This window comes from Acinetobacter sp. YH16051 (assembly GCF_013417135.1).
In the GTDB taxonomy this organism is placed as follows: domain Bacteria; phylum Pseudomonadota; class Gammaproteobacteria; order Pseudomonadales; family Moraxellaceae; genus Acinetobacter; species Acinetobacter towneri.
Genome location: NZ_VPEN01000014.1, coordinates 16,090 through 37,369, shown reverse-complemented (window position 1 = coordinate 37,369; position 21,280 = coordinate 16,090). Strand labels below are relative to the sequence as shown.

General features: G+C 38.8%; 19 protein-coding genes. 10 read left to right on the top strand and 9 right to left on the bottom strand.

All coding sequences use genetic code 11. The features are described 5' to 3' along the window. Positions 1 to 16 precede the first annotated feature (16 nt). Positions 17 to 607 (top strand): uracil-DNA glycosylase family protein, encoded by a 591-nt coding sequence (locus FTV41_RS11170; RefSeq protein WP_104851964.1) that lies wholly within the window; start codon positions 17 to 19, stop codon positions 605 to 607. A 77-nt stretch (positions 608 to 684) separates the two neighbouring features. On the opposite strand, the gene FTV41_RS11165 is transcribed toward FTV41_RS11170, so the two are convergent. Next, the gene (locus FTV41_RS11165; protein ID WP_131261443.1) at positions 685 to 2,208 is read right to left on the bottom strand and encodes a phospholipase D family protein; all 1,524 of its coding nucleotides are present in this window, start codon (positions 2,206 to 2,208) and stop codon (positions 685 to 687) included. 237 nt (positions 2,209 to 2,445) lie between these two features. On the opposite strand from FTV41_RS11165, the gene FTV41_RS11160 reads away from it, so the two are divergent. Next, entirely contained in the window at positions 2,446 to 3,561 is a 1,116-nt protein-coding gene (locus FTV41_RS11160; RefSeq protein ID WP_004973720.1) for an S-(hydroxymethyl)glutathione dehydrogenase/class III alcohol dehydrogenase, read from the top strand. Positions 3,562 to 4,078: 517 nt separating this feature from the next. Then, positions 4,079 to 5,137 carry a 3-deoxy-7-phosphoheptulonate synthase gene (locus FTV41_RS11155; RefSeq protein WP_104851962.1) on the top strand — a complete coding sequence of 353 codons (1,059 nt, stop codon included), beginning with the start codon at positions 4,079 to 4,081 and terminating at the stop codon, positions 5,135 to 5,137. A gap of 123 nt (positions 5,138 to 5,260) precedes the next feature. On the opposite strand, the gene FTV41_RS11150 is transcribed toward FTV41_RS11155, so the two are convergent. From FTV41_RS11150 to FTV41_RS11135, 4 genes are all read right to left on the bottom strand, one after another. Next, a complete protein-coding gene (locus FTV41_RS11150) occupies positions 5,261 to 6,451 on the bottom strand; it encodes an MFS transporter (protein WP_179996561.1) in 1,191 nt (396 codons plus the stop codon). Positions 6,452 to 6,746: 295 nt separating this feature from the next. Next, complete coding sequence (gcvH, locus tag FTV41_RS11145; protein ID WP_104851960.1) at positions 6,747 to 7,121, bottom strand: glycine cleavage system protein GcvH; 375 nt, start codon at positions 7,119 to 7,121, stop codon at positions 6,747 to 6,749. A 71-nt stretch (positions 7,122 to 7,192) separates the two neighbouring features. Continuing rightward, positions 7,193 to 8,221, bottom strand: coding sequence for an AraC family transcriptional regulator (locus FTV41_RS11140; RefSeq protein ID WP_004973729.1), 1,029 nt, complete (start codon positions 8,219 to 8,221; stop codon positions 7,193 to 7,195). Between the two features lie 227 nt (positions 8,222 to 8,448). Next, positions 8,449 to 10,308, bottom strand: a complete 1,860-nt coding sequence (locus FTV41_RS11135; protein ID WP_167846013.1) for an ABC transporter ATP-binding protein — start codon at positions 10,306 to 10,308, stop codon at positions 8,449 to 8,451. Positions 10,309 to 10,729: 421 nt separating this feature from the next. Between FTV41_RS11135 and FTV41_RS11130 the strand changes: the two genes are divergently transcribed. After that, on the top strand, positions 10,730 to 11,188 hold the full coding sequence (locus tag FTV41_RS11130) for a DUF2147 domain-containing protein (protein ID WP_136143933.1): 459 nt from the start codon (positions 10,730 to 10,732) through the stop codon (positions 11,186 to 11,188). Between the two features lie 190 nt (positions 11,189 to 11,378). On the opposite strand, the gene FTV41_RS11125 is transcribed toward FTV41_RS11130, so the two are convergent. The 3 genes from FTV41_RS11125 to FTV41_RS11115 all read right to left on the bottom strand — a co-directional run bounded on the left by FTV41_RS11125 (position 11,379) and on the right by FTV41_RS11115 (position 14,668). Beyond that, positions 11,379 to 12,626, bottom strand: coding sequence for an ISNCY family transposase (locus FTV41_RS11125; protein WP_179996560.1), 1,248 nt, complete (start codon positions 12,624 to 12,626; stop codon positions 11,379 to 11,381). A 180-nt stretch (positions 12,627 to 12,806) separates the two neighbouring features. Then, complete coding sequence (locus FTV41_RS11120) at positions 12,807 to 13,994, bottom strand: phosphotransferase enzyme family protein (RefSeq protein WP_179996559.1); 1,188 nt, start codon at positions 13,992 to 13,994, stop codon at positions 12,807 to 12,809. A 92-nt stretch (positions 13,995 to 14,086) separates the two neighbouring features. Then, positions 14,087 to 14,668 carry a hypothetical protein gene (locus tag FTV41_RS11115; protein WP_096902351.1) on the bottom strand — a complete coding sequence of 194 codons (582 nt, stop codon included), beginning with the start codon at positions 14,666 to 14,668 and terminating at the stop codon, positions 14,087 to 14,089. A 198-nt stretch (positions 14,669 to 14,866) separates the two neighbouring features. Between FTV41_RS11115 and FTV41_RS11110 the strand changes: the two genes are divergently transcribed. The 4 genes from FTV41_RS11110 (at position 14,867) to FTV41_RS11095 (ending at position 17,550) form a co-directional block, all read left to right on the top strand. Next, positions 14,867 to 15,481 (top strand): LexA family transcriptional regulator, encoded by a 615-nt coding sequence (locus tag FTV41_RS11110; RefSeq protein ID WP_131261983.1) that lies wholly within the window; start codon positions 14,867 to 14,869, stop codon positions 15,479 to 15,481. Positions 15,482 to 15,523: 42 nt separating this feature from the next. Next, positions 15,524 to 16,819 carry a Y-family DNA polymerase gene (locus tag FTV41_RS11105; RefSeq protein WP_167846009.1) on the top strand — a complete coding sequence of 432 codons (1,296 nt, stop codon included), beginning with the start codon at positions 15,524 to 15,526 and terminating at the stop codon, positions 16,817 to 16,819. Positions 16,820 to 16,930: 111 nt separating this feature from the next. After that, on the top strand, positions 16,931 to 17,239 hold the full coding sequence (locus tag FTV41_RS11100; protein WP_096902348.1) for a transcriptional regulator: 309 nt from the start codon (positions 16,931 to 16,933) through the stop codon (positions 17,237 to 17,239). Beyond that, positions 17,236 to 17,550: a DNA-binding transcriptional regulator gene (locus tag FTV41_RS11095; protein WP_004973819.1), complete on the top strand. Its 315-nt coding sequence runs from the start codon at positions 17,236 to 17,238 to the stop codon at positions 17,548 to 17,550. The genes FTV41_RS11100 and FTV41_RS11095 overlap by 4 nt, the downstream gene beginning before the upstream one ends. Positions 17,551 to 17,730: 180 nt before the next feature. Here the strand turns inward: FTV41_RS11095 and FTV41_RS11090 are convergent, their stop codons facing one another. Then, positions 17,731 to 19,938: an OsmC domain/YcaO domain-containing protein gene (locus FTV41_RS11090; RefSeq protein WP_179996558.1), complete on the bottom strand. Its 2,208-nt coding sequence runs from the start codon at positions 19,936 to 19,938 to the stop codon at positions 17,731 to 17,733. Positions 19,939 to 20,231: 293 nt separating this feature from the next. Here FTV41_RS11090 and FTV41_RS11085 point away from each other — a divergent pair, with 293 nt between their 5' ends. Next, positions 20,232 to 20,579 (top strand): carboxymuconolactone decarboxylase family protein, encoded by a 348-nt coding sequence (locus FTV41_RS11085; RefSeq protein WP_004973824.1) that lies wholly within the window; start codon positions 20,232 to 20,234, stop codon positions 20,577 to 20,579. A gap of 30 nt (positions 20,580 to 20,609) precedes the next feature. Further along, a complete protein-coding gene (locus tag FTV41_RS11080) occupies positions 20,610 to 21,239 on the top strand; it encodes a class I SAM-dependent methyltransferase (RefSeq protein ID WP_179996557.1) in 630 nt (209 codons plus the stop codon). Positions 21,240 to 21,280 lie beyond the last annotated feature (41 nt).

Sequence of the window (21,280 nt, the reverse complement as noted above, 5' to 3'; positions counted from 1 at the left end):
AAGGTTCAATCTATAAATGTCTGATTCTAAAATAGAAACCCATCCACTCGAACCCTTTTTACCAGCCAATGCCAAGCTGTTAATGCTTGGGAGTTTTCCACCACCTAAAAGCCGTTGGAAAATGGATTTTTATTATCCGAATTATCAAAATGATATGTGGCGAATTTTGGGCTTATGCTTTTTTCAAGATAAAAACTACTTTTTAGATTTAGAAGCTAAAAATTTTCATCTTCATAAAATTATTGATTTTTTAAACACCACTGGCATTGCTATTTCAGATACGGCGCAGCAGGTGATTCGCTTAAAAGGCAATGCATCAGACAAATTTTTACAGATTGAAAAACCAATGGATATTGCAGCACTTTTAAGCAAGATACCTTTATGTCAAAGCATTATGACCACAGGCGATAAAGCGACTGATACACTCATGTTATCTATGCCTGAATCTGCCGAAAAACCTCAAATTGGGCAGGCGACACATTGCTATTTTGCCAAGCGTGAGCTGCATTTATATCGGATGCCTTCATCTTCACGAGCCTATCCTTTAGCTTTAGAGAAAAAGGCAGAAGCGTATTTTAACTTATTTAAAGAAATAGGCTTACTATAAGTAACTTTAAATAATTGTAGACAGTGATGGCAGAGAAAGAAAAATACGCTTCCATAATTAATGTCTATCTATTGTCATTACATCATCCATTCAATAGGGAATAATGAAACTGTTTTCATCATAAAACGCTGAAACTGTGTGGTTTCAGGATCATGATGATACGTTTGAATACTGCCATCTGCCTGATGATCTAACCAAATAATTTGACCGTTTTCGTCTAATTGCAGTTCATACGCAATTTGTGGCAAATAGCGGTCTAAAGATTGAGAAACATCGTTTTGCAATTGTTCAGACTCTAACACCAAGCCAACTTCGGTATTTAATTTTGCAGAACGAGGATCAAGGTTAAAAGAACCTACAAAGACCATGCCATCTATATCAAAGAATTTGGCATGTAAACTCGAGGCGTTTTTGCCTTTGGCAGGAATTACGTTACCCGTTGCAACTTCATACCAAGTACGCTTTTTTCGTTCAATATAAGGCTTAAATTCATATAAACGAATACCTGATTTAAGTAAATCTACGCGATACTGCTGATAAAATGCATGTACCAAAGGCACATCATTGGCTAAAAATGAATTGGTCAATACACGTATCTGTATTCCTTTTTCAGCCAGTTGAGTGAGTGTTTTAAGACCATCTTCTGTTGGGACAAAATAGGCAGAAACCAGTTCTAAATGTTGTTTGGGCTCACCCATTAACTTTAACATTTGTTTGTAAATCAGTTGCTCGCCTTGAGCTGTACCCCGAATTTTATTCGGAGAATCTGCCACAAAATGCGCACATACCCACTGTACAGGATGTTGTTCTAATTTGATGCTGACTTCTTCTTGCGCGTTAGCCACACGTTCACGAATTTTATCTTTATATTTGGCATTTAATTCATAGCGATTACGCAATTCTCTCAATTGCAACGCGTTGCCTGTGCCTAATAATTGCTTTACTGAATAGCTTAGTTCGTCATTCCAAAACTCTAAAAACACGGCATTGGCTTGGGGGACAGCACTGCCATAGAATAGAATATCCATATCAGTAAATTGAAAATTTTCACTGGCATCAAAATATTCACGGCTAATATTACGCCCACCTGTCACGGCAATCGCCCCATCGGCAATAATTAGTTTATTGTGCATACGGCGATTGATTTGTTTAAAACGAAACAAATAATCCATCACACGAAAATGCCGATATTTGTACGGATTGAAAATTTTTATTTCAAAATTAGGATGCTGAGCAAGCCGTTTTAAGGTTGGATCAAGTTGCGTACCATTTTGATCATCAATTAATAAACGAACTTTTACACCACGATCTGCTGCTTTGAGCAGTTCAGCCAACATCAACTGACCAATTAAATCATCTTCCCAAATGTAATATTGTAAATCTAAATGGTGCTGTGCTTTTTGAATCAAATATAAACGCGAGGCGATGCTACTAAAGGCATCATTTAGAGAAAGATACGCTGTTAAATTTTGGGATAAATGTGCATCAATTTCCTGACCATTCAGCCAATGATCTACATAATGCTCAACAGGGCTATCTTTGCTCGCTTGATTCATCGGTAAACTGCATCCTGTCAGTAAAATAGCGAAAAAAGCCAACATTCCAAGCCAGTAACAAGGTCTTTGGATCTTCATGATTATTCTTAAGTCATTCTGTATTTATACATGGAGATTATCCTCATGTTAATGCTTGAAACTCTGAATAGAAAGAGGGTATTGTGAGAGTCTGTTGATATTTTATAAATAGCTTGCGAGATATCTCTCTCACATCGCAAACATAGACGAATTGTCAGCAGCCCCTTATCATCTGTTAATGTATTTTTTAGGGATAATTTGCTCATGAAATCACGTGCAGCCGTCGCATTCGGCCCAGGTCAGCCGCTTGAAATTGTTGAAATTGATGTTGCACCGCCGCAGGCTGGAGAAGTCTTGGTCAAAATTACCCACACAGGGGTATGCCATACCGATGCATTTACCTTATCGGGTGAAGATCCTGAAGGTGTTTTCCCTGCAGTTCTTGGCCATGAAGGTGCAGGTATTGTGGTTGAAGTTGGTGAGGGTGTGACCAGTGTTCAACCAGGCGATCATGTGATTCCGCTTTACACAGCAGAATGTGGCGAATGTTTATTCTGTAAATCTGGTAAAACCAACCTATGCGTTTCCGTACGTGCGACACAAGGTAAAGGTTTAATGCCTGATGGCACGACACGTTTTTCTTATAATGGACAACCGATTTATCACTACATGGGCTGTTCAACCTTTAGTGAATATACGGTAGTTGCTGAAGTATCTTTAGCAAAAATTAATCCTGAAGCCAATCATGAGCAAGTTTGCTTATTAGGTTGCGGTGTTACAACTGGTTTAGGTGCAGTTAAAAATACTGCAAAAGTCCAAGAAGGCGATACCGTTGCGGTATTTGGCTTAGGTGGTATTGGTTTAGCAGTTGTGCAAGGTGCGCATAAAGCCAAAGCCAGCCGTATTATCGCCATTGATACCAACCCAGAGAAATTCAAATTGGCAGAACAATTTGGTGCAACCGAATTCTTAAATCCAAAAGATTATGACCGCCCAATTCAGGAAGTCATTGTGGAAAAAACAGGTTGGGGCGTAGATCATTCTTTTGAATGTATTGGAAATACCAATGTGATGCGTTCCGCTTTGGAATGTGCGCATCGTGGTTGGGGACAATCCATTATTATTGGTGTTGCAGGTGCAGGTCAGGAAATTTCAACTCGTCCATTCCAATTGGTGACAGGTCGTACTTGGAAAGGAACTGCGTTTGGTGGTGTAAAAGGTCGTTCGCAATTGCCAGGCATGGTTGAAGAAGCCATGAAGGGTGATATTCAACTCGAACCATTTGTAACGCACACCATGGGGCTAGACCAAATTAATGAAGCCTTTGATTTAATGCATGAGGGTAAATCTATTCGTAGTGTGATTCATTTTGATCAATGATGAGTAACGCGCTTAAATAAAGACCCAACAAAAACCAAGCTTCGGCTTGGTTTTTTTAACCCCTGGATTCGCTAAAACAGCAGCTTAATTTTAATAAATACATCCAATAAAAATTATTTTACAAAAAGGATTGCCAAACGGAACAATACAGCGTATTTTAATTTTAACAGCTCATTTTTTGATGAAAACAAGATGTTAAAGCAACCTTTAATTGCAAACGCTTACTATTACTTTTGGCAGTTTCAATGATTGCCTGAGTCGCGTTCGGGCAAAAGGTTGCCCACCAGTTGATACCTGATCGGCAACCCTGATCAGGTTTTTTTATGTCTGGTGTTTTGAATTTTATAGGTTTTTCGGAGATTTAATCATGTACAACGTTAATTATTCATACTTTAGCAACTTTTATTGGTTTTACTTTAGTCAATCTATGACTCAAACCTTGCAATCCATTAGACCCATAACGCTGAAATAAATGATCGGACTGTAAAAAAGAGAAACAGTCCAAAGGAACAGACCAATGAATGCTTTAAATACTGCTTTACAACAACAGACCAACAATACTGAAATTAGTTTAAGTTTACCGCATCAACTCAAAGCGCAACTCCCACTTTCATCTGCGCTAAAACAACAAATCGCACAACATCGACAGATTATTCAGAACATTTTAGCGGGCACAGACCCTCGCTTATTGGTCATTACAGGACCTTGTTCAATTCATGATCCGCAAGCAGCACTCGAATACGCAGAAAAATTAAAACAATTACAAAGCCAAGTTTCAGATCAAATTTTCTTGGTGATGCGCGCCTATATCGAAAAGCCACGTACTACGGTAGGCTGGAAAGGCTTTTTGTATGACCCAGACTTAGATGGCTCTGCAAACATGCAATTAGGCTTAGAAAAATCACGTGAACTGTATCTACAAATTATAGAAATGGGTTTACCAATTGCTTCTGAAATTTTAAGCCCAATGGCAACGGGATATTTTGATGATGTACTGGCTTGGGGTGCAATTGGCGCACGTACCAGTGAATCACAAATTCACCGTGAAATTTCTAGCGCCATGCCGTATAGCATTGGTTTCAAAAACGGAACTGATGGCTCAATTCAAATTGCATTAGATGCAATTCAATCGGCAAGTCATCCACATCAATTCATGGGAATGAGCCAGTCGGGTTTACCTGCTATTTTGTCATCACAAGGTAATCCACACGCGCATTTAATTTTACGTGGCGCAAATTCAGGGCCAAATTATCAATTGGCAGAAATTGAGAAAATTCAGCACAAAGCCAAAGGGCAGTTGCCTGCATTGATTATTGACTGTAGTCACGGTAACAGCCATAAAGACCCACAACAACAACCGCAAGTCTTGCGTACCATTGTGGCAGAACGTGAACAGACGCAAGTCCGTGGCATCATGTTAGAAAGTCATTTGGTGGATGGAAATCAAAAGATTTCTTGCGAGATGACTTATGGTCAATCTGTTACCGATGGCTGCTTGGGTTGGGATAAGACTGAACAACTGCTTATTGAGGTCGCTGAAAGCTTAAATCGTCAGGTTTTGGCTAAAACTGCATAAAAAATAAAACTCCAGAAACCCAAAAAACCTGAAATTTCAGGTTTTTTGGGTGGGAGAGTATTTAAAAATCAACTCTTCTTAGATTAGTTTTTAAAATAACAATTCTTTTGCTGCTATTAAAAACTAAGCCTGAATATCTGCATTAGGTTGTTTAGCCACAACAAATTTATAGAAAATTAAACTGATTAAGGTCACAACAGCACAGAGCAAATACGCTGCGGTATAGTCATAACCCGCAATAATCCAACCTAGAATTAACGCGCCTAAGGCGATACCAATATCGTAACAACAAAAATACGTAGATGTGGCATGACCAATACGATCTTTAGGGGAGCGTTGAATTGAAATGGTTTGCAGGCAAGGTTGGGCAGACCCGAACCCTACACCAATTAATGCAGCAGCCAACATAAAACCGAATACACTGTGTACCTGACTCAAGACAATTAATCCTAAAGCAAATAATATAATTGCAGGATAAATCACATAACTCGCCCCTTTACGATCATAAATTTTGCCTGTAATTGGGCGCAAAATCATCATCGAAACTGCAAATATCACGAAGAATAAACTCGCATAAGACAGCATATTGCGTGATTCTGCAAAGGTGGAAATAAATGACATAATACTGGCATACGCGAAAGAAACCATCATCGCCATGAGTGATACAGGAATTGCTTTTTTCTCTACAAAATCTTGAAGCCCTAATTTACGTTTAGGTGTTGTTTCAGTTTTTACTTTTTGGGTCGCAATTGGAATCATTAAACAGAAGGCGAAACCTACCCAAACACTGACGGATAGTAAGGTAGAAATACTGGCATAAGAAACACTTTGAATCAGACTTAAACCAATTAAAGGTCCCAATACAATCCCTAAATTTACTGACACCAAAAAATAGCCCATACCTTCACCTTTGCGACTGTCTGGAATAAAGTTATTGGCAATAGGGACGGTAACTGTGGTGACAATGCTGAACCAAATCCCATGTAAAAAACGCAGTACGAGTAGAAACAGTAAACTATCTACAAAAATGTATGCCACGCTACACAGACAAAACATGATTTCAGAAACATATAAGGTTTTCTTTACACCAAATTTTTCAATAATCAAACCGCTAAATGGGCGAATCGCGATTGCAGATAACATAAACAAAGTCATGGCTAAACCTGCCTGTGACAAGCTACCACCCAACTCATTCACAATATAAATAGGCAAAACTGTCGTTTGCGCAAAATAAAATATGAATAAGAACAAGTTATTGAATAAGCAGAGAATAAACGACTTATTCCATAAATGTTCGACATTTATAGCTGACATAACTTAAACCTATATATGGTGAGTGGAGTAGCGTGCAATGTGTACTTTGTTATACAGATGCTTTGTTATTGGAAATCATCACACCGCGAGATCATGCAAAAAATAATAAACCCATTTATGTGAAAAGTACAGCTATTCAATAAAATTAAACTTAAAATTAGATTTTAATGCAATTATTTTAATTATTTTATCAAATAAAGATAATTAGGTTTATTTTCTAAAGTTGCAATACAAAAAAAATCAGCCGAAGCTGATTTCTTTGAATTTGAGCGATTAAACGCTGCAAATTTAAGGCTTATAAGCCAGATTCATAGTCTGCACTTGATAAAAGCTGTTCTACATCTGCCATATTGTCTGGTTTGATTTTATAAATCCAGCCTTTGCCATACGGTTCATCATTCACAAAATCAGGGTCATCTTCTAAATTGCTATTCACTTCAACTACTTCGCCTGAAACAGGGGCGTGAATATCTGAAGCTGTTTTAACAGACTCAACCACACCTGCTTGTTCACCCGCAATTACTTTTTGACCAACTTCAGGTGCTTCTACATAGACCAAATCGCCTAAAGCATCTTGTGCATGGTCTGAAATACCTGTGACGATCAAATCACCTTCAATACGCACCCATTCATGTGTTCTTGCATATTTTAATTCAGCAGGGTGATTCATTTGATAACTCCTTAAATTGTATCGAATCTTTTTGCCATGTTTTATACATGCTTTTTGCCAAAAACAAAAGTTTATAAATACGGATCTTTACGCCAATTGCTCGGACTGCGTCCACTCCAGCGTTTAAAAGCACGACTAAAATTAGCCACATCGCTATAACCCAATTCATCGGCAATTTGTTCTAGCGTGTAGTCGGTACGGGAAAGCAGGGAAGTCGCATGTCGATAACGGACTTCATCGACCAAGTTTGAAAATGAAGTACCTTCTGCAGCCAGTTGACGTTTGAGTGTGCGGTCGGACATGTGTAGATAGTCGGCAACATTTTCAATGCTTAAATAATGCTGTTCTGCATGAGTTAAAATATCACGCACCCGCATAGAAATTCGGCGACGTTCACCTAAAGCTGAAAGCTCAGCTTCACATTGATTAATCGCAATTTGACTGGCAATAGGATCGGCATTAATCATTTTTAAGCCCAGATATTGCTTATCAAAACTTAAACCTAAATACGGCTGATCAAAACGGAATTGATGATAAGGAAATTTCGAAAAATACTGATCAAAACCTGCAGGTTTAGGAAAGTCAAAATCGACTTCACCTGTAAAGTGTTCGGTACCTGTCATGGCTTTACTCATGGTAATCATGCCAATAATTAAAGCGATGGCAATTTCTGTGCGTAAAGGTTCCATGTGAATATCACACTGCAATTGCAGACTGGCTTTTTCACCAAAAGTTGAGAAAAACAATTGTAAAAAGGGCATACGCAGTTGAATAAAACGATTGGCTAAAATCAGCGCATCACTAATTTCATGCGCAGTCATAATCGCATAGCCAATAAAGCCATGAATAGAAATGCGCATTTGCGTACCAAGATGATAACCGAGCGTCGATTCGCCTGTAAGTTTTAAAGCATGTTTAACCAACTCATTGGCAATAGGTGTAGGAATACGACATTCTGGGTCTGCCAACATTTCGCTATTGAGTTGAAATGGTGCAAATAAGGTATCTGCGTTATAACCCCAACGGGATACAACATCCAAAACCAATAAGCCATAAACCCCTGGAACACCTTGTTCCTGACGTGCTGATATTGTTTTCATGCATGTTCCATTGCATTTGCTAATTTTATTTTAATTTGCCTTAGCGACTGTCATCTATGCATATCTTAGTTTGCCAAACGGCGACATAAGAACGTAGATGACATATTGCATCTTGGCATGAAAATTAAAGAAATTCTATGGAAATTGTTAGACAAAACAGGCTTTGACTATATGCGATAAATCTGCATTTCATCAAAGCCTGAGTTACAGCAAAGTTGCTGGAGATGCTAATTTTTATCAGTCGATGGTTTTACGATTTTATCTTGTTCAATTAAAAAACCACCTGTTTGACGCTGCCAAAGTTGTGCATAAATTCCGTTCATAGCCACCAGTTCATCATGCGTACCTTGTTCTGCAATACGTCCTTGATCGAGCACAATTAAACGATCCATTTGTGCAATGGTAGATAGTCTGTGTGCAATCGCGATTACAGTTTTACCTTGCATGAGTTCATCGAGGCTCGATTGAATTGCCGCTTCAACCTCAGAGTCGAGCGCACTGGTGGCTTCATCTAAAATTAAAATAGGTGCATCTTTTAAGAAAACACGGGCAATGGCAATACGTTGACGTTGTCCACCTGAAAGTTTAACACCCCGTTCGCCCACGTAGGCTTCATAGCCTTTTTTGCCACGTAAATCGGTCAATTGTGGAATAAATTCTTCGGCTTTGGCTTTGCGTACAGCTTCAAACATTTCTGCATCAGTCGCGTCAGGACGACCATATTTAATATTTTCAGCCACAGTACGGTGTAATAGCGAAGTATCTTGAGTGACAAGTGCAATATTTTTACGCAAACTGTCTTGGGTTACATCTTCAATATTTTGCCCATCAATCATAATTGAGCCGTGTTTGAGCTCATAAAAATGTAAAAGCAATTGAATTAAGGTCGATTTACCTGCGCCTGAACGTCCCACGATACCAATTTTTTCGCCTGCACGAATATGCAGATTAAACTGATCAATCACGTTTTTACTGTTATAAGCAAAACTGACATCTTTAAACTGAATTTCGCCCTGAGCAACTTGTAATGGTTTTGCATCGGCTTTGTCTTGAATCGCAATTGGACGTCCGAGAGTTTTCATACCATCTTGAATGGTGCCGACATTTTCAAACAGGGCAGAGGTCTGCCACATCATAAACTCGGCAATACTGTTGAGTTTAAGAATCATGGCTGTGGTGGCAGCAATAATCCCCAATTCTGCACGGCCATTTAACCAGAGCCAAATTGCTGTACCTAAAACGCCCACATACAACACCACGCTTAATAAATTGATGCTGATTTCATATTGAGCGCCCAAACGCATTTGTTTATAAACCGTCAACATAAATTCTTGCATCGACGCTTTGGCATATTGGCTTTCGCGACCTGCATGCGCAAATAATTTTACGGTTTGAATATTGGTATAAGCATCGGTCACGCGTCCTGTCATCACCGCACGTGCATCGGCTTGTTCATTAGATACTTTGCTCAAACGCGGAATAAAATAAGCTGCTGCAAGAATAAATAAAGCCAACCATAGCAATAACGGCAAAATGAGCATTGGAGAAATTGCGCCCAATACCAGACTAATCGTAATAAAGTAAATGAATACATAGGCAAGCATATCGCCCAAAATGACCCAAAACTCACGTACTGCTAAGGCGGTTTGCATGACTTTGGCAGAGAGTCTTCCTGCAAAATCATTATGGAAAAAATCCAGACTTTGTTGCAACATTAAATTGTGGAAACGCCAACGCAAACGCATTGGAAAACCACTGTATAACATTTGATGCTTCACAATTGACTGCGCACTGGCAAAAAAGATATTGGCCAATAAAATACAAAACAGCAAAGTAAGGTTCTGCTGATGTTGCGCAAGGAAAGTATCTGGCTGACTTTGACTAAGCCATGTGACTAAATCGCCAATTTTTGCATATAGCAAAGCTTCAAAGCTGGCAGCGCCTGCAGTACATAAAACCAATAACAATAAATATGGACGTACACCTGAAGCTGCTTGCCAAACAAAGGCAAAAAACGTGGTTGGCAAGGGTTCGGTCAAACCTTTATTTGGATAAGGATCTATAAGTTTCTCGAACCACTTGAGCATACGATGTTACCTTGATGACTAAACCTAAATTTAAAGATAGATAAATTTAAGACAGTAAAAACAAAAACTTAGGATAAAGTTAAGAGCATTCCTGTGAATATTTCTTAACTTATAGTGATACAGCTTGTAGGTCTAGTTTACGCCATAACACAGCAAATGTTGAAAATAGAAATATAGATGATTAATTTGCATACAAAATCACGTTATAGATTCACTTTTATACATAAAGCTGCAACACATCAAAAATTATCCATCCACAAAACGCGTATTGGTTCACATTTTTAATGATATTTCATCGAACCAATAGCATATAAACATTTAATTTTAATGAAAAAATTATTTTAAATTCAACATTGATTGCTATAATCACGCCCATTTTTAGCACAACCGTGCTGTAAATTGGTTTTAAGTTGATATTTTTATGATGCGTAATTTTTTAGGTGCAATTGCACTATATTTGGGATTTATTTTTCCTGCTCAAGCCATGCCATTTGATCCATTGATTGGTACATGGAAAGTCATTGATGATCATAAAGGGCATTATGTTGCAGAAATTGTGATTCGTAAGAACTCTAAAACTTCGGAATATAGTGCTGTAATTACTCGAAATTTGTTATCGGTAGGCACAATTCAATTAGAGGTATGCAGTAAATGCCAAGGCAACTTAAAGAATCAGCCCATAAAAGGCATGCAGGCATTAGAAGGCTTAGTGGCAAATTCAAATCCGAAACAATTTTCGCAAGGACAATGGATTAATCCGAAAGATGGTTATGTCTATAAAATTGATGCTCAATTAAATGCGGCGAATAATCAAATGAAAGTATATGGCAAAGCCAAGAGCGCGAATGCGATTAGCACGATGACTTGGAAAAAACTTTAACAGATTGTACGGCGTATTTTTGAAGCTACTTGATTGAAAGATTGAGTAGCTTTTTATCTTTTTGTGAATGATAAGATAAATTGAGACACCGAACACTCAAAATAAACCCATATATATCAATTGCTTAATATATTCATGTTATTCACCAATTAAAATGTCTATGCGATAAACCATTTAAAATGTCCTGTTTTTAACTGCAAGAGTCAAGAACAGGATTTAAATTTCTTTGTTCAATAACAACTTTCTGAGCTTTACGACTCGGCATACTTTTCTTGGCACGGGAACTTTTATTTTGTTTTTCCAACTCTTCATGTTGTTGCTGGATATGGGCCAGAACCGCACCTAATCTTTTATTCTCAACTACTTCATTCTGCTGCAGTCTAGCCAGTTTATTGAAAATACTGTAGTTGATCTTCCGTCCTTCGTGCATGATGGCCACAGTACCATCTGGATACTCTAAAAATGTTATGTATTGCCCAACAAGTTTGTGGTTCAGTGGTGTTGGCTCAAGCATATAAATACACTTGTCATAGCTCAGGGTCAGATTCTTGGTGACCTTACGCGGTTCCTGCCAGGTAAAAATATCATCCAGTTCAAGATCAGATTCGCTTAATGGCCGATGCAAGTTCTTCGAGTTTCTCGCACACTTGGCAAACTTCTGATTGAACTGCTCAATGAAGCAGGGCAGCCAAGCATTGGCCTCGGTAATTGAGCAGATGCCTTCCAAACGCATTTCCTTGATCAGGCGATCCTGCAGAGTTCTGTTGGCGCGTTCCACACGACCTTTAGCCTGTGGCGAGTTGGCGAAAATAATATCAATAGTGAGACTACTGAGTACGCGTCCAAATTGCGTAATCTTGGTGTCTTTCTTGCTGCTTTGATTGACTCTAAAAACTGAGTGCTTATCACTGTAAAATGCTAAAGGTTTACCATGCTGTTCGACATACAGGCGTGTTGAAATCATATAGTCAAAGGCTGATTCTGATTCACAGAAGCGTAAATGCTGCAATTTACCAGTTGCATCATCGATAAATACCAGCAAACAGCACTTAGGTGCTCGTCCTTCAAACCAGTCATTATGTGAGCCATCGATTTGGACCAATTCACCATAACAGTCTCGATTATAACGAGGCTGATACGGGCGTTTCAGACGTTTATGACGAGGAATCCATAAATTGGCTGCAATCATCCAAGAACGCAGGGTTTCTACCGAAATATCAAATCCATGAATGGTAGTCAGCTTTTCATGTGCTAAAGTGGGACCGAAACCACGAGCAGCATGTGCTAATGCAGCAGGACCTTGAGCTTTATATTTTTGCAATAAGCGTCTGATCTGACGTTCTGAGATATGTAATAACTGAGCAGCCTGGGACTGGGTTATGCGTTGATCACAGATTTCCTGCAAGACCGACAATCTTTTAAGTTCTTTATCCGACATAGATACCAACATAACAAACCGTCCGCTAAGAAAATCGCAAAAGTGCGTATTCTAAAAGCGGACATTTTTACTTTGGAGAAACCGGACATTTCTATTTTGGAGTTACAATTCAATTGCGTATAATCTATATTATGTTAAATAAGATATCTAAAGACAGCACCCTGCATTTAGCTGTGCAGATTATGACAATTCGCGTTGAATTAATCGAGTAAAAGTCTGGGTAAATTGCTGTCCTTGCTCTGCAAAAAACCAATTTACATGCCCAACAATCCAATCATAATAAGCAGCATCGGCATGTTTCAGGTTTTGGGTAATTCCGACAAAATATTCAAGCTCTGAAAATGCGAAATCCAAATGCACAATTTTTAGCAATTCGGGCAAAATGCTAAAGTCTTGTTGTGGATGTATCTCTGCAAAATACGCTTGTAAAAACGCGCTTAAACCCGCTTCGTCAATATTGATTTGTGATGTATGTTCTAAAGCCAGCCAATCTATAAAGTTACGCTCAATCGTGACCGCAAGGTCATAAAGCGCTGAATTTCGATCTGATAAGCCAAAATCAATTACCGCTGTAATATTGGCATCGGCACTTTGCGCAGACCAAAACAGATTGGAAGCATGCAAATCATTATGCGTCCAAATTTTAGTGGTCTGCTGCAATATATGCTTAATTTTATGATGCGTCTGAGATACACGCTCTAAAAAAACGGCGTCTAAGTTTTTATCGGCAAAATAACGGCTCAATTCAGGGCTATTTTGAATACGTTGCTGAATAGCCGTTACAATATTTTCACTTTCTAAAAGCTGCTGATTTGATACTAAATATCGCGCCGATCTGCCATGTAACTCAGGAAAATCCTGCATGGCGACATGCAATTTGGCAAGCAAACTTCCCACTTTTGCAGCATGTTCTGTATAGAAAAACGGCGTCCAAGATTGCTGATCGACATATAAGTCAAAACCTGCTGCTTTTTCGTAGACTTCATAAGTCCAGTCGCCCATTTCTAAAGCGGTCAGTCCGCAATTCGAGGCAATTAATGTCGCAACAGGAATGTTTTTACTGGCTAAATGTCGCAAAAAAGCATGCTCTTGCAAAATATCTTGCGCATTACGAAATGAACGATGACTGCGTTTAATGAAATACGAGCGACTTCCTATTTTATCTGTACTGGCTGCATCCTGCGTGACTTCAATCACTGCGGCAGATGAAAATGGGCGCGGACTGCACCACAAAATTTGAATATTCCCTTGCAAACATGGGTAATACGGTTGCAGGTTGTGTAATTCTGAGACAGTCAGATGTGCCCAATCTTTATGTTCCCAGTCATTCCCCATGCCATGACCTAAATCATGTGTGATTGTGGTCATTTTAGATATTCCTTAACTTGATCAGTATTGTGTAATCGTATATTCCCCATCATCCATCTCAAACAACCATTTTTTAGATGAATATTATCTATTTAATTAACTGTTTTGGCTTGTCGTAAACGTAAATTGACTTCATCTACAATCTGATCTAAACCCGTGTCATAAGCGGCTTCACTCACAAAAGACACCATATTTTGCGTAACTTGCGGTAAATTGTAATCTGCATACCATGACAATGAATTCACTTCTATTTCACGTTCACCCTGCAAAATCACGAATCTTCTTTGCATCCAAGCCTGCAAATTTTCACCCGTATAGGCATCATAAAAAATAATATCGGTCAGATAAAAATCTTTCATCATGTAGGAGTAAGCCACGCTATTTTCTTCTGGCTCATAATTAAAAAAAGGTGTGGTGGTCAGATGAAATTCAACCAGGAAATGACGTTTCAAACGATGATTTTGATATTCTGCTTTGACTTTAATCGGGCAACTGATTTGCGCAAAGTCAATTTCATGTTCAGTATTTTGCTTAAAATATTCAGCCAAAGACCAAACCTGATGTTTAATGAAATCCTGCATTAAAAACTCAGGTTCAAGTTGTGAATTAATTAATCCCAACAGTAAAGATTCAACTTCTTCTTTCGTTAAATAAATGTCTTCAACAATATGCATGCCAATCTCTAAATATGCTGCTGCGATAGAAAAATCCTAACGGAAAGGCTTGTGTTTGTATAGCTATGCAATCGTAGAGTGTGATCTATATCTAGCAATCAATTATCCACGTAGATTGAATCTTAATCATGTTTTCAGCTATGCTATCAACACATCAAATTTCACTTCAAACACGCCTCGTTGCGTAGGAGTAATCTCATGTCTAAGAAGTTACCTATTTACTTCTCTGACGCTGCTTGGGCGTCATTACAAAAAATCATGGGCAGCGATGGTAAACCCAGCCCTAGCCTTAATGCCCTGCTTGAACAAATTGAATTGCTGAATCAGCATGATTTTCAAGCACTTTCTAAAAGAAAAACACTGCATCTTCCCGTAACAATAGAATCCATTCCTGCAGGTTTTCCTTCGCCTGCTCAAGACTATATTGATAAAAATATTGATCTGAATGAATATCTCATTTCCAATGAAAATGCGACCTTTTTAAATGTGGTACGCACCACCTCTATGGTGAATGCTGGGCTTGAATACGGCGATATTGTACTGGTAGATCGCAGCAAAGAAGCCAAACACCGCAGTATTGTGGTCGCATTAATTGACCAAAAAGACCTGACTATTAAACGCTTGATGATTACAGCCAAAATGTCCAAAAGTGAATTGGCCGAACATTTTGGTGAAGACTATGACCCTGCCACTTTGCCTGAAGCTTGGCTTAAAGCAGAAAGTCCCGACTACGACAGCATTTACCTGAAAGATGGGCAAACTTTTGAAGTGTTTGCCGTGGTCACGTGGAATTTAAAAAACCTGATGGTTTAAACCCACAATAACGCATAAAAAAGCCGAATAAGTAGAATAGTCATGAAAGCTTTAGAGCAAGTTTTTGCGCTCATTGACATTAATAATTGTTATGTGAGCTGTGAGCGGTTGTTTCAACCACACCTGAATCATCGTCCTGTGGTGGTGCTTTCCAATAACGATGGCTGCGTGGTGTCACGTTCCGAAGAAGCCAAACGACTTGGCATTAAAATGGCTGTGCCCTTTTACCAAGTTCAAGAATTAATTCAACAACATGATGTTGCGGTCTTTTCAAGTAATTATGCGCTCTATGCAGAAATGTCCAGACGTTTTAATAATATTATTCAAGAATTTGTCAGTGCCAAAGATGTTGAAATTTATTCGATTGATGAAACTTTTATTGAGTTGAGTTCATATTCTCAGCGCGATTTAAACGCACTTGCACAGGAAATTAAAACAACCTTGTGGAAATGGCTGGCTCTTCCTGTTTGTGTTGGTATTGGTCAAAGTAAAACTGAAGCTAAACTAGCCAATCATCTTGCTAAGCGAAACCGCTATTTCAACGGCGTATGTAATTTACTGGATATGGATTTATGCAGCAAAGAAGCCTTGTTTCAACACATTGATGCCGCTGAAGTCTGGGGTGTGGGACGCAAAAACGCTAAAAAATTACAATCATTGGGTATCCGTTCTGTATTTGATCTAGCAACAAGCAATCCAGACCAAATGGAGCGCCAATTTTCTATTTTGATGAAAAAAACCATTCTTGAACTCACAGGTACAGCATGTATTGAACTGGAGCACAATACCGTAAGTAAGCAGCAAATCATCAGCTCACGTTCTTTTGGGCAGCGTGTAACAGATATTCATGCGCTTTCAGAAGCTTTGAGCGATTATTTACAATCTGCTGTGCAAAGGCTCAGAGCTGAAAAAAGTTTATGTGGTTGTATGATCATTTTTGCGCAATCTAACCGTTTTGATCCGCGCCAAGTTTTTTACAATCAATCGGTCACTATTGCTTTCAATGAGCCAACAGATTCTGCTTTGCTCATGAACAAAGCCATGATGAAGCATGTGACAACGCTATTTCAGGAAGGAATTGCCTTTAAAAAATGTGGTGTGATTTTAACGGGACTTGAACCCAAACAAAGCTATATTCACGACCTGCTTACAGATACTGACGCCATTGAAAAACAGGAACAATTACAGCAAGTGTTGGATACCGTGAAAAATAAATTTGGTGTGCAAAAACTCGCCATTGGAGCATGTAAATTGCAAGATCGAACTTGGGCGATGCAGCGCAGCCATTTAAGCCCGAATTATTTTAGCTGGGAAGGTTTATTGGCGCTTGGTGATTAGCAGTGATTTGATTGGGCTAAAAAAGCTCACAATATGAGACCTAATTTAATGCTTAAAAGTACTACAAAGTAGTATACAATTAAACACTACAAAGTAGTATAAAGGTGTTTGATGTATACCATCTGTGAGACTACTTTTTTTACCAATGAATATCCCTACTATTGGACTGAAGAACAATACAATGACTTTAAAATTTTCATTGCCGAGAACCCTACAGCAGGAGATGTAGAACCTGGTACTGGCGGCGTTCGTAAAATTCGATGGGGTGGAAAGAGTAAAGGTAAACAAGGTGGTGTTCGTGTAATTTATTACAACCGTTTAGCAAATGGCGAAATTTGGTTATTGACCTTATATAGTAAAGACACAATTACCCAACTTGAGAAAAAGACACTTAGACAATTAGCGGAGTTACTGAAATGAGTCGTTTATTAAGTGACAAAGAATTGGAAGCTCGAGAAGCAAAACGAGACTTAAATGTTGAATTATTAGAAGGCGTTAAACAAATGCTTGCTAATAACGCAGCAAGAAAAACTGTGATCAATGAAACAGATGTTGCTTTAGCACGAAGAAAGTCTGAACTCACTCAAGATCAATTTGCTAAAATTTTAGGTATCTCTAAACGTACATTGGAATCTTGGGAGCAAGGTGTTAGAAGACCTTCAGGAGCAGCTCAATCACTGATTAAATTGTTTATTTTAGATCCTCAATTTGTTCGTGACCATCTCGCTTAAATGAAATAGCCCTCAACAACGAGGGTTATTATTTTGCCTTTCCTATAGCAACAGCAAATCTTAGATAGCATTTGAAATGCAACACCATGTTGTTGCCATAATACCTGACTCGGACTTTTAAAGCCGAGTCTTTTTCTTGGACGGTGATTCAAATCAGAACAGCGTTCTACTTCTGCAAGATTAGTCTTTATTCAGCCCAACAAACTTGGCACGTGCTTTATGCAGTTTTTTGTAGCTGTCGATTAAACGTAAATGACGATCTAAACCTTCAAGCTGCATATTGGTTTCGGTTAGACCATAGAAACGTACTGTGCCTTCAACAGAACCCATGACTGCATCCATACGTTCATTGCCAAACATACGGCGGAAATTGACCTCATAATCGGCAATATCCATTTCATCATCTAAAATAACTTCAAGCACGACATTCATACATTGATAGAACAAGCCACGTTCTACGGTATTTGTGTTGTATTGTAAGAATGCTTCGACTAAATCTTTTGCTTCTTCAAACTGTTCTAATGCCAAATAAATCAACAATTTTAATTCGAGGATAGTGAGCTGCCCCCAAACGGTATTGTCATCAAATTCAATGCCAATTAAGGTTTTGATTTCGGTATAGTCATCTAGCTCACATTCTTCCAAACGCTCAACTAAAGCTTCAAGTTGTACATCATCCAAACGGTGCAGATTTAAAATGTCTTCACGGTACAGCAAAGCTTTATTGGTATTATCCCAAATCAGGTCTTCTACCAAATACACTTCTGAATAATCAGGGACTAATATTCGGCAAGCAGTTGCACCTAAATGTTCATAAATCGCCATATAGGATTCTTTGCCCATTTCTTCTAAAATCGCAAATAAAGCCTCAGCTTCTTCGACATTGCTATATTGACCATTGTTGGTGAAATCCCACTCTACAAATTCATGGTCTGCCTGCGCACTAAAGAAACGCCAAGACACTACACCACTTGAATCAATAAAGTGTTCAACATAGTTATTCGGCTCAGTTACCGCATTCGTGCTAAAGGTCGGCTGAGGTAAATCATTTAAACCTTCAAAACTACGCCCTTGCAATAACTCAGTTAAGCTACGCTCTAAAGCGACTTTAAAGTTTGGATGCGCACCAAATGACGCAAAGACACCGCCTGTGCGTGGGTTCATTAAGGTCACACACATGACAGGGAATTGACCGCCTAAAGACGCATCTTTCACCAATACTGGAAAACCTTGTTCTTCTAAAGCCTGAATACCTGCCACAATGCTTGGATATTTTGCCAAAATTTCTTGCGGTACATCAGGCAGACTCATTTCTTCCTGAATAATTTCACGCTTCACTGCACGTTCAAAAATTTCAGATAAACACTGTACTTGCGCTTCTGCCAGCGTGTTGCCTGCACTCATCCCGTTACTTAAATATAAGTTTTCAATTAAATTTGATGGGAAATATACCGTTTCACCATCGGATTGACGCACAAATGGCAATGAACAAATACCACGCTCAGTATTACCCGAGTTGGTGTCATATAGATGTGTGCCCAGCAACTCATCTTCAGGATCATAAATTTCTAAGCAATATTCATCTAAAATTTCTTTAGGCAATTCACCATTTGGGCCAGGCTTAAACCATTTTTCATTTGGATAATGCACAAATTCGGCATTGGCAATCTCTTCACCCCAGAACTGATCGTTATAGAAGAAGTTACAGTTCAAACGTTCAATGAATTCACCCAAAGCAGATGCTAATGCACTTTCTTTGGTTGCGCCTTTACCATTGGTAAAACACATTGGCGATTGCGCATCACGAATATGTAATGACCAGACATTTGGCACGATATTACGCCATGAGGCAATCTCAATTTTCATGCCCAAACCTGCCAAAATACCCGACATATTGGCAATAGTTTCTTCAAGCGGTAAATCTTTACCAGCAATAAAAGTCGCTTGAGATGAAGTCAAGTTCGGCATCAGCAAAGCTTGTGCATCGGCATCAATGCTTTCGACTTGCTCAATCACAAACTCAGGGCCTGTTTGCACGACTTTCTTTACGGTACAACGGTCAATAGAACGTAAAATCCCCTGACGGTCTTTTTCAGAAATATCTGCAGGCAATTCCACCTGAATTTTAAAAATCTGTTTATAACGGTTTTCAGGATCGACAATATTGTTTTGAGATAAGCGGATATTATCGGTTGGAATATCACGTGATTGGCAATAAACCTTCACGAAATACGCAGCACACAATGCAGATGACGCAAGGAAATAATCAAATGGGCCTGGCGCAGAACCATCGCCTTTATAACGGATGGGCTGATCGGCAATGACGGTAAAATCGTCAAATTTAGCTTCAAGACGCAAGTTGTCTAAATAATTGACTTTAATTTCCATGCAGGCACCTATTGTATGTGCCTACTCAGACACAAAATTATAAAATATTGATTTATAAGCCGAATCAAGAGGGAGAATAAGACTTAAAAATGAGGTTTGAAGTCATCGCAACGGTATAATAGCGACTCCAGAATATGCGACAACATTATAAAGTGATTTAGGTGAATTGATAATGCTATAAATACAGATTTACTGAATTTAAGCAAAGCTGCTAATTAATATATACAAACATAATATATTTAAATGTATGGTATATTGTCTTTAGGTTCTAATCTGCTTGATGGTGAAACAACATGAAATATACCGAACTCACTGCTGAAATTTCGTCTAATATCAAATCCATTAAAGAACAATCTCCCGATTTACTTAAAAGCTTTAATGCCCTATCACAAGTTGCGATGAAAGACGGCGTAATTGATGCCAAAACCAAAGAGTTTATTGCGCTTGCAATTGGTGTGGCACAACGCTGTGATGGTTGTATCGGTTTTCACGTCAGAACTTTGGTCAAAATGGGCATGACTTTTGAAGAATTGAATGAAATTTTAGGTATTGCTGTTTATATGGGCGGTGGCCCATCACTCATGTATGCCGCAAACGCCGTGGCAGCATTTAAAGAGTTTTCTCCATCTACAGCCGAATAACAGCATCAAATTATTTACCGAGTCGAAACTATGTTAAATATCCATAATGAATGGGATGAACGCTACAGCCAACATGACCATATTTATGGTGAACAAGCCAATGCGTTCATTCAGGACATTACGCAAAAACTGTCTATTCACGGCAAAACTTTGGGCTTGGCCGAAGGTGAAGGTCGTAACTTGTTATATTTGGCCGCTTTGGCACAAGCCAATGGGCAAGCATTTGAAGCAGATTTGTGGGACTACTCGCAAGTTGCTTTAGATAAGGTCCAAGGCTATGCACAGCAACGTGGTTTAAGTCTAAATACACGAAAGCAAGATTTAAGTCAGGTGAATTGGCCAGCGAATCAATATGACAACGTGATTTGCGTATTTGGTCACTTTAACCCTGAAACACAGCAAAAAGTATTGAATGGCGTGCGCGAAACTTTGGTCAACGGCGGTTTATTTGTTGGTGAGCTGTATTCTACTCGTCAGCTAGAATATAAAACGGGCGGCCCACGTGCAGTAGAAATGCTGTACGATCCTATCGAGTTTTTAAGCCATTTTAAACACGATCATCTGATTCATTTCTTTGTGGGCGATGTAGAACGCTCAGAAGGCAAACTGCATCAGGGCAAATCCCACGTCATTCAATTTGCGATTCGTATTCAGAAATAAAAGACTGAATCTTTTACATCAAAAAGCTTGCTCCAATGCAA

Excerpts from the sequence above, each read along its gene's own strand:
- FTV41_RS11170 (WP_104851964.1), top strand. The coding sequence starts at position 17 with ATGTCTGATTCTAAAATAGAAACCCATCCACTCGAACCCTTTTTACCA.
- FTV41_RS11165 (WP_131261443.1), bottom strand. The coding sequence starts at position 2,208 with ATGTTGGCTTTTTTCGCTATTTTACTGACAGGATGCAGTTTACCGATG.
- FTV41_RS11160 (WP_004973720.1), top strand. The coding sequence starts at position 2,446 with ATGAAATCACGTGCAGCCGTCGCATTCGGCCCAGGTCAGCCGCTTGAA.
- FTV41_RS11155 (WP_104851962.1), top strand. The coding sequence starts at position 4,079 with ATGAATGCTTTAAATACTGCTTTACAACAACAGACCAACAATACTGAA.
- FTV41_RS11150 (WP_179996561.1), bottom strand. The coding sequence starts at position 6,451 with ATGTCAGCTATAAATGTCGAACATTTATGGAATAAGTCGTTTATTCTC.
- gcvH (WP_104851960.1), bottom strand. The coding sequence starts at position 7,121 with ATGAATCACCCTGCTGAATTAAAATATGCAAGAACACATGAATGGGTG.
- FTV41_RS11140 (WP_004973729.1), bottom strand. The coding sequence starts at position 8,221 with ATGAAAACAATATCAGCACGTCAGGAACAAGGTGTTCCAGGGGTTTAT.
- FTV41_RS11135 (WP_167846013.1), bottom strand. The coding sequence starts at position 10,308 with ATGCTCAAGTGGTTCGAGAAACTTATAGATCCTTATCCAAATAAAGGT.
- FTV41_RS11130 (WP_136143933.1), top strand. The coding sequence starts at position 10,730 with ATGATGCGTAATTTTTTAGGTGCAATTGCACTATATTTGGGATTTATT.
- FTV41_RS11125 (WP_179996560.1), bottom strand. The coding sequence starts at position 12,626 with ATGTCGGATAAAGAACTTAAAAGATTGTCGGTCTTGCAGGAAATCTGT.
- FTV41_RS11120 (WP_179996559.1), bottom strand. The coding sequence starts at position 13,994 with ATGACCACAATCACACATGATTTAGGTCATGGCATGGGGAATGACTGG.
- FTV41_RS11115 (WP_096902351.1), bottom strand. The coding sequence starts at position 14,668 with ATGCATATTGTTGAAGACATTTATTTAACGAAAGAAGAAGTTGAATCT.
- FTV41_RS11110 (WP_131261983.1), top strand. The coding sequence starts at position 14,867 with ATGTCTAAGAAGTTACCTATTTACTTCTCTGACGCTGCTTGGGCGTCA.
- FTV41_RS11105 (WP_167846009.1), top strand. The coding sequence starts at position 15,524 with ATGAAAGCTTTAGAGCAAGTTTTTGCGCTCATTGACATTAATAATTGT.
- FTV41_RS11100 (WP_096902348.1), top strand. The coding sequence starts at position 16,931 with ATGTATACCATCTGTGAGACTACTTTTTTTACCAATGAATATCCCTAC.
- FTV41_RS11095 (WP_004973819.1), top strand. The coding sequence starts at position 17,236 with ATGAGTCGTTTATTAAGTGACAAAGAATTGGAAGCTCGAGAAGCAAAA.
- FTV41_RS11090 (WP_179996558.1), bottom strand. The coding sequence starts at position 19,938 with ATGGAAATTAAAGTCAATTATTTAGACAACTTGCGTCTTGAAGCTAAA.
- FTV41_RS11085 (WP_004973824.1), top strand. The coding sequence starts at position 20,232 with ATGAAATATACCGAACTCACTGCTGAAATTTCGTCTAATATCAAATCC.
- FTV41_RS11080 (WP_179996557.1), top strand. The coding sequence starts at position 20,610 with ATGTTAAATATCCATAATGAATGGGATGAACGCTACAGCCAACATGAC.